This window comes from Geotalea daltonii FRC-32 (assembly GCF_000022265.1).
Taxonomy (GTDB): domain Bacteria; phylum Desulfobacterota; class Desulfuromonadia; order Geobacterales; family Geobacteraceae; genus Geotalea; species Geotalea daltonii.
The window spans coordinates 1,682,594-1,695,730 of sequence record NC_011979.1; the positions used below are offsets into that span (position 1 = coordinate 1,682,594).

Consider the following 13,137-nt stretch of genomic DNA (forward strand, 5'->3'; position numbering starts at 1 on the left):
CTTTGGTTTTCCCTCCGCCGCTCCCAACTTCCACCGGAATCCATCAGGACACCACCGGTTATAAAGAGGGCGTGTGAATTTGAAATAGCGAATTTATATAGCACAATGTCATGGTGTTAGCAAGGTAATTTTACCGCTTACGTGGGCATGTGGCATTCACTCTCCTTTACTTCACCGGTTATCTCATGTATCATGCGATCGTTTATGAACAGTACCCTTTACCGCTATATTTTCAAGGAAATACCTCCTCCGTTCTTCCTGGGAGTTGCCACTTTCACTTTTGTCCTGCTCATGGGGCGTCTGCTGAGGCTGACGGACATGGTCGTTACCAAGGGGGTGCCACTGGGCGACGTCCTGCGGATGATACTCTATCTGCTCCCTTCATTTCTCTTAGTTACCATTCCCATGGCCTTTCTTCTTGCCATCCTGCTTGCCTTCGGCAGGCTTTCCGGCGACAGCGAGATCATTGCCATGAAAGCCAGCGGCATAAGCCTGTATGGATTGCTGCCGCCTGTTTTTTCCCTTGCAGTCATCACCTATCTGGCTGGTGCCTTTATCACCATCTATGCCGTTCCCAAGGGGAATTCTGCATTCAAGGACCTGCTGGTAACGGTGGTGGAGAACCGAGTATCCCTTGGCGTGAAGGAGAAGGTTTTTAACGGTGATTTTCCCGGAATCGTTATCTACTGCGACGGTTACGACGAGCGCACTCAGGTCATGTCCGGCATCATCATCCAGGATGAGAGAGATCCCCTTGAGCCTTCCACCATTATGGCCGGACATGGGACCATTAATGCGGACCATGCTTCACGGTCGGTGAGGCTGCACCTGGCCAGCGGCAGTATCCACCGCACTGCCGGAAGAGAGGGTTATCGCCTGGTTCAATTCAGTGATTACGATCTGCATATAAACCTCAGCCAGGCATCCCAAGCGGTAAAAAGGGACGAGCGGGACATGTCCCTGGCTGAACTGCGGACCAACTGGAACTCCAACCACTTTGACAATAAAGGAAGGCTGGAAATGCGCCTCGAATACCATCGGCGCTTTTCACTTCCCTTTGCCTGCCTCATCTTCACCTTGGTGGGAATGCCCCTCGGCATACAGAACCAGCGTTCAGGGAAAGCTGCCGGGTTTGCCATAAGTATTTTTCTGCTACTTTTGTATTACATCATTCTTTCTGCATGCAAGACTCTGGGGGAAAAAGAGCTTCTAAATCCATTTCTCGCCGCCTGGGTCCCTAACATGCTCTTTGTCGCTTTCGGCATCTATCTTTTCCGAAAAACCGCGGCAGAGGAAAAAATAGCACTGTTCGATTACTTTTCCTGCATTGCTTCATGGGTAAGCAGATTGACGAAGAGGGGCTCAAGCCGATGAAAATCTTCAATCGGTTCGTAGCTGCAGCATACGCGAGAATTCTCTGTCTTTGCCTGGGAACGTTCATCGCCATTTTTCTCGTGGTTGATTTTCTGGAGAAGATAGGCCGTTTTGCGGGCGCCAATCCTGCTTATATCGCACTGTTTTTTCTGACCAGAATACCGGAGGTGATCTGCCAGACGTCGGCCATGGCAGTGCTGATGGCAACCCTCCTTACTTTGGGTATGTTCTCCATGAGCAGTGAATTGACCGCCATGCGTGGCTGTGGGCTCAGTCTCGGCCGTATAGCCATGCCCATACTTGTCATTGCCTTCAGCGTGAGCATTCTCAATCTGGCGATCAATGAATATGTCCTGCCGCGCTGTATCGTTCAGGGGCAATATATCCGGGAAGTCTTGATAGAAAAGAAGAGCCCTAACTTGTTTTTCCGGCAGATGAACATATGGCATCGGGATGATAACTTTATACTCAAAGCGAACCTGTTCGATCCTGCGAGCGGTCAGCTGAAAGGGATAACTGTCTGGAGAATGGGGGCAGGAATGCAGCCCGAACAGCGGCTGGATGCAGCTACGGCAAAACTTGATGCCGGCGGATGGCTACTGACGGATGTGGTAGCCCGTGAATTTTCGGAAAGTAATATCATCAAGACCAGTGAAGTTGCATCCATGCCGGTGCCATTGAATCTCAGGGCTACTGATCTCAAGGTCATGAGGAAGTTTTCCGACAATATGGGCATTCGGGAACTGGCTGCCTATTGCGAGAAACTGAGGAAAGGCGGGTACGACCCGACCCGCTATCTCGCACAGATGCATGGCAGGATATCCCTGGCATTTGCTCCACTGGTCATGGCGTTTCTCGGGGTCCCTTTTGCCGTTCGTGGCAGCCGTTCCAGCGGTATCGCCCTGGGCATAAGTGCCAGCCTGGGCATCGGCTTCGGCTTTTTTGTTCTCAATTCAATCGTCTTGTCTTTCGGCCAGGCTGGTGTCTTGTCCCCTGTGATTTCGGCCTGGTCGACCAATGGCATTTTCCTCATGATCGGCATATGGTTTGCCTTGAAAGCAGAAAATTGACAAGGGTGCAGTCGGTGGTTTAATTGCCAATAGCCGGATCTCAAGGAGGCTGACAATGAGATGTGCTGTAATTTTTTTTCTGTTGATGCTGCTGAATGTCCCACAAGCAGGTTTTGCGGCAACCGTTAAGGCTTCAGGAAAAAGGATCACGACTCGAACCGTTGCAGCAGAAGATCAAGCATCTGCCATGGGCATCCTGAGTATTATTCCTGCACAGGGAGAGCCCGGCACCACGGTTACCCTGAGCGGTACGGGCTTCACCGATAAAACAATCGCCTATCTGGGCAGCTTCAGCATGGCGACCAAGGTCGCTAGCCCCAAAATACTAACCTTTGAAATACCCGACCTCCCGCCTGGGCTGTATGCGCTTTATGTGAAGCGGGAGGATGGCGCCACCAGCAAGGCTTACAATTTTTCGTTGCAGGCACAGAAACCGGTGGTAACCGGAATCGTGCCAGATACCATCTATAACTGTGCAGCTGGGAGAGAAAGGGAGGTTGCCATCAGTGGCAGGAACTTTCGTGATGGAGCCCAGGTGCTTCTTGATGGGGCTGTCATAAAAAGCAGATTTCTTGGTAAAGAGGCGATCTCCTTTACCGCACCATCGCTGCTTGCCAGCGGTCTGCACCAGATCCAGGTGAAGAATCCGACAGATGAAGTTTCCGCTGCCATAGCCCTGTTTGTCAACAGCCGGCCAGAGGTTGCCAATGTGAGCCGGGGAGGGGACTTCGTCAACTACTATGAACTTATCATAGACGGCCGGAACTTTCTTCAGGGTTCCTTGCTGGTTGTGGATGGGGTGAGGCTTTCCAGTGGAGATGTGCCACCTGGGGGGAGGGAAAAGCTGATTTACCTGGATTGCAACCGGCTCATCTATCAGCGCCATCCATACGATTCAACAACTAAAAATTTCAGCATCCAGGTAGTTAATCCCAATGGTGAGGAAAGTCCGGTGGTGTCAGTGAATGCGCCATGAAAGCCCTGGTGCCCTGCTTACTGTGACTTTTTTTAGCCGGTGATTGTTTCCAGAGGCTGTTCCAGCACTACAAGATACCCGTCAGGGTCGAAGCACCATAGCTCGAAGACCCGGTAAGGTTTCAATTCCAGGGGGTAGAGTATTTCCAGCTCCTCATCCAGCAGGGCATCGTAAATCTCCTCTATTTCATCCACCCGAAAATGAATTGTCATTCCTATTCCTTTTGGGAAGGCGGTGAGTCTTTCCTCCAGAATGGCGTGCGCATGGAGCACCGCAGACTCTTCCACAAAAATGACCGTCCAACCATCCTGGGCCATCACCAGATGTTCCGGTGCGCCGGGAGACGTAAGTGCTCTCTCGACGGGCATCTGAAGGATGCCGCCATAGAAAGCTTCTGTTACTCCCAGATCTGAAACAACCAACTGTATGGAGACGCGAGTTTTATCGGACACGGAACAGTTACTCTCCACCGAACCAGATGGTGGCATATCTGCTGAAGAGAGAAAGATTGTTGGTGAAAATAAGGATTCCGACTACCATTAGAAAGACGCCGGTGATGATTTCAAAGATGCGAATGTACTTTTTGAAGCGGGTAAAGAGGACGAGGAATTGATGCAACGCCAGGGAAGAAAGGAAGAACGGTACGGCAAGGCCGATGGAATAAGCAAGCAAAAGGGATACGCCTCTATAGATGGTGCTTTCGGTGGCGGCCACCATTAGAATCGAGGCGAGGATCGGCCCAATGCAGGGGGTCCAGCCGGCAGAAAAAGCAACCCCGACGACAAAGCTGCCCAGGAACCCTGCGGGCTTGCGATGAAGAGTCAGCCTCTTTTCACCGAGCAGCATGCCGATGTCGAAGATGCCTGTCACATGTATGCCGAAAATGAAGATCAGTGCTCCCCCCACCTTCTGTAAAAGGGTCATGTGCGATTGCAGGAATGATCCTATAAAGGTGGCCGATGCGCCAAGCAGGACAAACACGCTGGTAAAACCCGCGATGAAGCAAAGGGAATGTATTATCGTCTGCTGTCTGACTTTATGTGACGGGTGCTCGGCCTGCAGATCGTTAAAGGACAGCCCGGTTATGTAGGTTATGTACGAAGGGATGAGCGGTAAAACGCAGGGGGAAAGAAAAGAAAGAAAACCGGCGATCAGAGCGCCGAAAATGGTTATGTTAGAAGATCCCATTGCAGTAGTCCCTCGATTAACGGCTGATTATTTCATTGAAATAGGCGATCACCTGGGGGTCGCTCCAGTCCATGCCACCAACGATTTTTTTCAGTATAACACCCTTTTTGTCCAGGATAAAAGTTTCGGGTACCCCTGTTGTCCCGTAACGCTTGCTTATGGCGTTATCCGCATCCAGCAGGGCCGGCAGCATCAATCCTGATTTCTTGAAGTAATTTTCAACTGCATCCTTACCTCCCTCATCTATGGATACCGCCAGCATCTCGAAAGGTTTACCTGCCATTGCCTGATTAAGTTTCATCATTGATGGAATTTCTTCCCGACACGGGGGGCACCATGTTGCCCAGAAATTGAGAAAGACCACCTTGCCCTTTAAGTCGGAAAGGTGAATTTCACGGCCCGAAAGATCCTTCAGAGTGAAATCCGGTGCGACTTTTCCCTCTGTGACAGGTTCACTGCCGCGGGTACAGGCAGTTACAAGGGTACATAGAATCAGCATTGCAAAAAAGAATCTTTTCATTTTTTCCGCTCCTGGGGAGTTATATTGTATTTTTCCATTCTATAAATAAGGGTGTGCCGGGGGATGCGGAGAAATCGCGCGGCGGCAGTCTGGTTCCAATCATTTCTTTCCAGCGCCTCGACCACGATTTCCCGTTCAAGTTGCTCCAGGGAATAGCCCGATGCAGGCAGGTTTATCACCCCAACCTCAGTTACCTTTCTGACGCCGAGGAGTTTCGGAGGGATGTCCCCGATATCAATGGTTTCACCATTACGCATGATAAGCAGGCGCTCGATGGTATTTTCCAGCTCCCGGACATTGCCCGGCCAATGATACTGTTTCAAGGCTTCAAGAGCTTTAGGCGTAAAATTGACCCCGCCTCCGCCATGTTTTGCCGTGAAGTGTCTGGTGAGAAGCAGCACGTCGTCAGCTCTTTCGCGCAACGGTGGAAGGTGGACCGGAATGATCGACAGACGATAAAACAGGTCTTCGCGAAAGGCACCTTCTTCGATTGCCTTTTCCAGATCAACATTGGTTGCGGCAATGACGCGCACATCAATTCTCCTGGGGCTTATTCCCCCCACCGGTTCCACGATCCTTTCCTGCAGAGCGCGTAAAAGCTTTGGTTGCAGGTCAACCGGCAACTCACCCACTTCATCCAGAAACAGGGTGCCACCATCGGCTGTCTCCAGTTTGCCCGTCTTATCCCGCACTGCACCGGTAAAAGCTCCCTTGACATGGCCGAAAAGCTCGCTTTCCAGTAATTCCCGGGGAATTGCCGCGCAGTTTATCGGCACAAAAGGCCGGCTGCGACGGGATGAGAGCGAATGGATCGATTTGGCTACCAGTTCCTTGCCGGTGCCGGACTCTCCTGTTATCAGGACGGTGGCATCCGTATCGGCTACTTTTCTGACAATATGAAATACCTGCTCCATGCCGGGTGAGATGCCGATGATGTTTCTGAATTCGGCACGTTCCGTCAGTTCTTCTTTGAGAAGCCGGTTCTCTTCGGTCAGTCCGCGCAGTTCCAGGGCTTTTTTCACAACCAGCTTCAACTGATCGCGGTTGAAAGGCTTGGTAATATAGTCGTGAGCGCCCAGTTTCATTGCTTCTATGGCAGTGTCAATGGCGCCAAAGGCGGTGATAACTATGACCAGCGTCGCCGGTGATCGCTCCTTAATGGTGGAGAGGACCTGGAAGCCTGTGATACCAGGCATCTTAAGATCGGTTATCACCAGGGGAGGAGAATGCTCGTTAAAAAGCGCAAGGCCGGTTTCACCGTCCACAGCTGTAATTACCTCGTATCCCTCCTCCTGGAGATTGTATTCCAGAACTCGACGTAATGAGGTGTCATCGTCTATGAGAAGAATTTTTGCAGTCATTGATTTATGGCAGCTCCCGTTTGCCTTATGCGGGCAATATTACGGTGAAGGTCGTTCCTTTTCCTTTGGTACTGGTAACCCGGATGGTGCCGCCGTGGCTTTCGACGATCTTCTGGGTAATTGCCAGGCCCAGGCCTGTACCCCCCTTTTTTGTCGTGAAGAAAGGCTGGAAGATTCGTTCAAGCATCTCCTGGTCGATGCCCTGACCGTTATCGGCGAAAGACAGTTCTATGACAGGTTGATTTTCACTGGTATGCAGAGGACCGACAGCACTGATCACAACTTCTCCGCCAGTTCCAGTGGCCTGCAGCGCATTCATCAGCAGGTTCAGGAAAACCTGTCGCAATTTTTCCGTGTCACCCTTGATGGGTGGTATTTCTGCCGGCTCCAGCCGGACCTTTACCTCCATGGATAATGCTTCCGCTGTAGTGAATGCAACAAGTTCCCTGAGCTCCAACATTATATCACATCTGTTCTGCTCCACCCGTACGGGGCTGGCCAAGCCCAGGAAGTTTTCTACGACCCTATTGAGGCGGTCTGCTTCCTTCAGCAAAATTTCCAGAAACTCATACTTTTTCTCTCCGGGAGCAAAGCTGTCTTTGAGAATCTCGGTCGTCCCCTTTATGGAGCCCAAGGGGTTTCTTATTTCGTGGGCAAGGGTTGCTGACAGTTCTCCGAGGGCCGACAGTCGCTCCGACCGTCTTAGTTGCTCCTCGGTCTTTATCAGCAGGTCAGCCTGCTCATGGAGTTTTCTGTAGGATTCTTCAAGCCCTTTTGCGGTTCTTTCCAGCTCTTCCCTGCGGGTCTCTTCCCGCTGGGAAAGAAGCCCTGTGACTCCGCCGACAACATTGTAGAGGAGAATTTCCAGGTATTTTTCCAGCTCAAGGGAAGGATGTATGCCCCATTGGAAAAGGATATGAGGAACATACATGATACTTACGACAAGTGATGCTGTAAGTCCGCCGCGTAAGCCGAACCACAGCCCCGATAGAATAATTGGCAGGTAGTAGAGCCTTTGGAAAACATCATGCAACATTGGCAGGTGCAGTGGCGTAAGGTAATGCAGCAGACTGATGCCGAGAATGGATGATGCTGCAATCAAAAGGCGGATATTTTTGATTTGTTGCATGGGGATATTTCTAAATGATGTGCGGATGGAAAGCAAGGTTTACATGCAGGAAATCATAATTGAGAAGGAACTCAGGGTGGCAAGTTCGCTAAAGGCGCTTTGTTCTGGATTTAAAAGGGTACCTTTTTAGTTGCCTTGAAACTACGGCAAGGGGAAGAAGTCTCTCATGCTTCCCCAACGCATCAAGCAGGCTCAAGCCATCACTTATGATGATGTCGTCATCCTCGAAAAGGGTCTGGGCGAAAAATCTGCCATCTCTGCGACAAAAGACCAGTATCTGGTAGTTGTCGCCGTCCAGTTCCATTTGTGTCTGGTGAACCAGTTCGCTGTCGGGCATTTGTGTAACCTGAGATGCTGAGGGGGGAGTGTTTTCCATGAAAACAGCACTAATTATGCCAAGAGCAAGGTGTGAATTGTTGGAGTGTTTAGAGGAATGGATTTGCGGGAGTTGTGATTTAACGGATGGAGGCTGCTATTTGACGCGAGTCAGGACGTAATCCGCCAAGTCAAAAAGCGCAGCTTTTTCAGTTGACTCAGGGAACACATTGAGGTGGCCTTTGCAACGGTTGACGTACTCGTTGGCAACGGCAATTGTATGTTTTATCCCATCATATTTCCCCACCAAATCAAAGACAGTTGAAAAGTCCTGGTCTTCGAGAATATCTTTTTCGATTATCGTCCCGATCTGACTTCTTTCCTCTGCAGTACATTGCCTGAGGGTATGAATCAGGGGGAGGGTTATTTTGCCCTCTTCAAGATCGTGACCGATACTTTTGCCAAACTGCTCTTCACTGGCAACATAGTCGAGGGTGTCATCCATGAGTTGAAAGGCAATTCCAAGGTCCATGCCGAATTCCTGCAGTGCGGTTTCATGCTGGGAAGACGCCTGGCCGAGAATGGCCCCGGATTGACACGCTGCCGATAGGAGAATGGCCGTCTTTGCCTTTACCACCTCTATGTATCTTTCCAGGGTCAGGTCCAGATCGCTGGTACAGATCAGCTGCAGCACTTCGCCTTCGGCAATAATTGTTGTAGCGCCAGAAAGCACCTTCAGTATTTTCAGGTCGCCATCGGCAACCATCAAGGAGAATGATTTTGAAAAAAGAAAATCGCCGACCAGAACTGAGGCCTCATTGCCCCACAATGTATTAGCTGAAGCTATGCCGCGGCGGAGATTGGCGTTGTCGACAACATCGTCGTGGAGAAGGGTTGCGGTGTGGATAAATTCTATGACACTGGCCAGGGCAACATTCCTGTTGCCGGTGTAGCCACATAATTTTGCAGAAAGCAATAACAGCGCTGGTCGGATCCTTTTGCCGCCACTGGCAAGAACGTATTCGCCCACCTTGCGAATCAGCGGTACATCCGAATGAAGATCCTTCTTGAACTGTAGCTCTACGTTTGTAAGATCTTCCCCAATAAGGGCAAGTGCTGCTTCCATTGCCAGACCTCTACTGAATTTTGGCCAATACTATAGGAAAGACTTAACTGTTGTCAAAGCTTTTCTGGTCAGCGCCTTGTCAGATGTAAGCAGAAAGAGACTTCATTTATGTTGATTTTTACATACTCTTGCACTAACATTCCCGTGCTGTTAATCAACCCCGGCGAGAGAACCTTTGGCAAATTTTTCACCCCATATACTAGTGGTCGACGATTCCCCTTCCTTTCAGAAAATGGTCTACGGGCTCCTGTTGAAGAAGGGTTATCGGGTTACCTGCGCCTCATCCGGGGAGGAAGCCGTCAGGCTTTTTCGGGCTGAGGAATTCAACATGGTGTTGACTGACATCATGTTGCCGGGCATGAGTGGCTTGAACATGCTTAAACTGGCAAAGGAAATGAAACCGGAGATAGATGTGGTGATCATTTCCAGCAATGCATCATCTTTTACTGCCATTAAGGCCTTGAGGCTTGGTGCCTACGACTATATCGTCAAGCCCATTGATGATGAGGCCATTCTCTACAATGTTGTAGCCAGGACCATGGAAAAACAATCGCTGACCGTTGAAAACCGGCGATTGATCCGTGACCTTTCAGAAAAGAACCATGCCCTGGAAGAAACGCTGCAGATGATGACTACACTAAACAGTGCCTGTGCCGCTCTGGCTTCGACTACGGATATTGGTACAATTTTGCGGAAACTGGTGGAGAGTGCGGTTGCACAGTTGAAGGCAGAAAAGGGTTATCTTTTGCTACTGGATAAATCAGGAATGAAATTTTCTATGAAGGTCTGTGTCGGCATCGATCACAATTTGGCAAAGACTTTCAGTATGCAGAAAGATCAGGGTATATCAGGTCTTGTCGCTGCCGATAATAAACCGTTGTCAATTGAGTCCGATATACCCGCTTCTCTTACTGTAAGGCTTCTTGAGGAAGACACCTGTGGAGATCTTTTCAGCACACCGGGAATACTGTCGGTGCCACTGCAGATAAAGGACCGTGTCGTGGGGGTGGTCAACATCTCCGGGCGCCCCGGAGGCAAAATGTTTACCGACACGGAGGTAGATTTCGTTACGACCCTTGCAACTTACGCAGCCATTGCCCTTGATAATGCAGGCACCTGTTATCGCCTCAGAAAAAACGGAATTTGATCCCTGTTGCATCAGGTATTACTCATGGCGTGTGTGCCACGACAATAGCGTTCCTGCCGCTAGTCTTTGCCTGATATAAAGCCACATCTGCAGCATGAACCAGTGACGTGAACGTGTGTCCGTCTTCCGGGAAAGAAGCAACGCCGATACTAGTCGTAAGCCTCCCCAATGGAAGATTTTCTTCTTCCGGAAAAGCCTCCTTTTCAATTCCTGCGCGGATCCGCTCTGCTACCGCCAAAGACTCTGTTTTTGAAGTGCCGGGTAAAATGGCGCAGAATTCTTCACCTCCATAGCGTGCTACGATATCCATGTCCCTGACCGATGCCCTGATTATGGCAGCTGTCTTTCTCAACGCCTCATCACCGGCAATGTGGCCGCATAGGTCATTGTAAATCTTGAAATGATCCAGATCTATGAACAGTATTGTCAAATTCAATTTTTGACGAATACTACGATTAAGCTCTTCTTCAATACGGTTTTTGAGGAAGCGGCGGTTATAAAGACCGGTTAAGGCATCAGTTACGGCCATTTTTTCGAAAATGACTGATTCCTCAATAACCAGAGTTCTTTCAATCATCAGAGAAGCAAGATTGGCAAAAGAGGTGAGAAGGTTTTTGTCAGATTCCGTGAAGGCTGCCATATCTTCCTTATCGGATAGATTCAGCACCCCGATGGTCTTGTCCTTAAGCTTCAACGGAATGCAGATGAGGGATTTGGACTTGAATCGTGGCCTGTTCCTGATGCCTATCCTGCTGTCTTTTTCGATGTCATCGACCAAAAGCGGGATGCCGGTCTTGGCCACCTTGCCGGCTATCCCTCTACCTACCTTGACAGTCATGCACTGGGCGAGATGCAGGCTCATCCCCATGGTATAAACAATATGCAAGCTTTCCCCGCTTTTATCCATCATCATAATTGATCCCTGGGTGGCATTTAGCAGGTCAGCTGCCAGTTCCAGTATAGTCTTGTAGAGTTCATCTTTATTTTCCGCGAACAGCAATGTATTGGTAACGGACAAAAGCTTGTTCGACAGGGCGTTCAGTTGCAGGTGTTCTGCCTCATTTTTCAGGTGTCTTATCTTGGCAGCTATCCTGGCGGCTATTAACTCAACCAATAAAACATCCACTGAATGTGGCGCGCTGTCAAAAACAGAAATAAAGCCCAGATGGCTTCCTTCGGCTTTCAAAGGGAAAAAGATCACTTGCTCGGCTGTTATACCTGTGAATATTGCTGCTGCTTCTTCTTCAAATCTCAGGGTTTTTCTGCTTCTGTCTCTGGTTAAAAACGATTTTATTTTTGTCTCAGGTATGTCGTGAATTTTCTCCAGTCCCAGTTTACCGACAATTGAGTAGCATTCTTTGTCCATGTCCAGTAACGCCAGAGCGACCTTGGGAAAGTCGAAGACAAAGCCGAGAAGGTCTGTAGAAAAAGATACGAGTTCATCGGTTGATTGCAGGTCATCGAGTTGTTCAAGCAGGCCGACTACTATGGACAGACGGCTTACAGTCTGATCATAAAGGGACTTATACAGTCTTTCGACCTGCAATGATGGCAAAATCTCATGAATCTGTTCTGCAACCCCTTCCAGTTCATGGATCGTCGCTACTGGTAATTTTTCAAGCTGATTAAGAAGGGAAAATACATCAACTTTATCAGCCCGTGAAAGTCTTTCCAGTTGCCAAAAGTCAATCAGTTTGTCTCTTACACCGTTGCCCACCAGGCAGAAGTCCGTACCGCCAATGTCAAAGGACACAACAAAACTTAAAAATCCTCCGTTGTATCTGTAAACAGCTGTTTTCTTTGTCTGTAGATCGGGCTTTAGCGGACTGCCAAAGAAGTTAAGGCCGATTTCATTGCTGAGAGCATCATGCACTATAGAGCCGCAGGGTTCAAACTGACAAGTCCCATTCGTTGAAGAGGTTTTACTTCGAGAATAAAGGTTGAGATTGTACTGGGCAAGGAATGGATAGCTTTTAAGTTTTGCCAGCAATTCAGCCGGTGGTGCTTTTTGAGCTTTTTCTTCCATGGCCGAAGCTCTCCGATAATACTTAGGTGTACCACAGCTTGTGAAATCGGTTTTGTCAGAGGTATTAGCGGTATTTACATAATCAATGCCGAACAATTATTACACGGTGATTTTTGGGTTGCATCGTCATGGGGAACAGATTATAAATATTGCTATGAGGTGCCATTCTGCCTGAGTATATTAACTGAGAGATATGCTTGTCAAGACATTGTAAGTTAGAGGGAGGGTATGTCTGAAAAGGAAATGAATTGCCGGATGGGCTTGCGCATCAAGGAAATACGGCAGGCCAAAGACATGACCCAGAAAGAATTTGCCGATTCACTGGGGATCGTTCAAGGTTTCCTTAGTGGTGTCGAAAGGGGTAAAAAAAACGTTTCCGACACCTTAATCATTGCTTTATGCCATTCATATGGAATTAATAAAGAATGGCTCAAGACTGGATATGGGGAGAAATTCCGTGAACTGCAAATAGAGGCGTCACGCCCATCAAATGTGCCACTTTTTAAAAAAATACCCCAAGATTTTCCGCATTTTTTCGTGAAGGAAGATATTTGCGACTATCTTTCCTTGCCACAAGGGGCGGAAGGGTCGTATGCCATTTTTTCGGTAGGAGATTTCATGGCGCCCACCATCTGTGATGGTGATCTGGTCGTAATCTCTACAGAGTGCGAGATCGAAAACAGGGATATTGTTCTGGTTAATAATCGATGGGGTGAAGCTATCCTGAGACGTTACAGAATAGTTGATTCAGATGTATTCCTGTCGCCGGACAATCGTGCTTATGTTCCTTTCAAGAAGGACAGCAAGCTGAAAATGCTCGGCAAAGTGGTTGATGTATGGCGGAGAATTAAATTGTAATAAGTTGTTATCGGAAATAATTATTGATTATTGCAAGGCTCGCGGCA

13 protein-coding genes are annotated in these 13,137 nt (G+C 48.9%); 5 read left to right on the plus strand and 8 right to left on the minus strand.

Going from position 1 to position 13,137, the window contains the following annotated elements; translation table 11 throughout:
* Window positions 1–204: 204 nt before the first annotated feature.
* The 3 genes from lptF to GEOB_RS07590 are packed head-to-tail and all read left to right on the plus strand — an operon-like array spanning window position 205 to window position 3,420.
* Entirely contained in the window at window positions 205–1,374 is a 1,170-nt protein-coding gene (gene lptF, locus GEOB_RS07580; protein ID WP_012646611.1) for an LPS export ABC transporter permease LptF, read from the plus strand.
* Entirely contained in the window at window positions 1,335–2,444 is a 1,110-nt protein-coding gene (lptG, locus tag GEOB_RS07585; protein ID WP_327049817.1) for an LPS export ABC transporter permease LptG, read from the plus strand. The genes lptF and lptG overlap by 40 nt, the downstream gene beginning before the upstream one ends.
* Window positions 2,445–2,499: 55 nt before the next feature.
* On the plus strand, window positions 2,500–3,420 hold the full coding sequence (locus tag GEOB_RS07590) for an IPT/TIG domain-containing protein (RefSeq protein WP_012646613.1): 921 nt from the start codon (window positions 2,500–2,502) through the stop codon (window positions 3,418–3,420).
* 32 nt (window positions 3,421–3,452) lie between these two features.
* Here GEOB_RS07590 and GEOB_RS07595 read toward each other — a convergent pair whose 3' ends face one another.
* From GEOB_RS07595 to GEOB_RS07625, 7 genes are all read right to left on the minus strand, one after another.
* On the minus strand, window positions 3,453–3,872 hold the full coding sequence (locus GEOB_RS07595) for a VOC family protein (protein WP_012646614.1): 420 nt from the start codon (window positions 3,870–3,872) through the stop codon (window positions 3,453–3,455).
* Window positions 3,873–3,879: 7 nt separating this feature from the next.
* Entirely contained in the window at window positions 3,880–4,608 is a 729-nt protein-coding gene (locus GEOB_RS07600; RefSeq protein WP_012646615.1) for a cytochrome c biogenesis CcdA family protein, read from the minus strand.
* A 16-nt stretch (window positions 4,609–4,624) separates the two neighbouring features.
* The gene (locus GEOB_RS07605; RefSeq protein ID WP_012646616.1) at window positions 4,625–5,128 is read right to left on the minus strand and encodes a TlpA disulfide reductase family protein; all 504 of its coding nucleotides are present in this window, start codon (window positions 5,126–5,128) and stop codon (window positions 4,625–4,627) included.
* A complete protein-coding gene (locus tag GEOB_RS07610; RefSeq protein WP_012646617.1) occupies window positions 5,125–6,489 on the minus strand; it encodes a sigma-54-dependent transcriptional regulator in 1,365 nt (454 codons plus the stop codon). Before GEOB_RS07610 ends, GEOB_RS07605 begins: the two co-directional genes overlap by 4 nt.
* Before the next feature lie 25 nt (window positions 6,490–6,514).
* Window positions 6,515–7,618 (minus strand): two-component system sensor histidine kinase NtrB, encoded by a 1,104-nt coding sequence (locus GEOB_RS07615; RefSeq protein WP_012646618.1) that lies wholly within the window; start codon window positions 7,616–7,618, stop codon window positions 6,515–6,517.
* Between the two features lie 88 nt (window positions 7,619–7,706).
* Window positions 7,707–7,955, minus strand: coding sequence for a hypothetical protein (locus tag GEOB_RS19725; RefSeq protein WP_012646619.1), 249 nt, complete (start codon window positions 7,953–7,955; stop codon window positions 7,707–7,709).
* Between the two features lie 135 nt (window positions 7,956–8,090).
* The gene (locus GEOB_RS07625) at window positions 8,091–9,059 is read right to left on the minus strand and encodes a polyprenyl synthetase family protein (protein WP_012646620.1); all 969 of its coding nucleotides are present in this window, start codon (window positions 9,057–9,059) and stop codon (window positions 8,091–8,093) included.
* 175 nt (window positions 9,060–9,234) lie between these two features.
* Between GEOB_RS07625 and GEOB_RS07630 the strand changes: the two genes are divergently transcribed.
* A complete protein-coding gene (locus tag GEOB_RS07630; protein WP_041267094.1) occupies window positions 9,235–10,206 on the plus strand; it encodes a response regulator in 972 nt (323 codons plus the stop codon).
* A gap of 22 nt (window positions 10,207–10,228) precedes the next feature.
* Here the strand turns inward: GEOB_RS07630 and GEOB_RS07635 are convergent, their stop codons facing one another.
* A complete protein-coding gene (locus tag GEOB_RS07635; RefSeq protein WP_012646622.1) occupies window positions 10,229–12,232 on the minus strand; it encodes a sensor domain-containing diguanylate cyclase in 2,004 nt (667 codons plus the stop codon).
* A 228-nt stretch (window positions 12,233–12,460) separates the two neighbouring features.
* Here GEOB_RS07635 and GEOB_RS07640 point away from each other — a divergent pair, with 228 nt between their 5' ends.
* Window positions 12,461–13,090 carry a LexA family protein gene (locus GEOB_RS07640; RefSeq protein WP_012646623.1) on the plus strand — a complete coding sequence of 210 codons (630 nt, stop codon included), beginning with the start codon at window positions 12,461–12,463 and terminating at the stop codon, window positions 13,088–13,090.
* Window positions 13,091–13,137 lie beyond the last annotated feature (47 nt).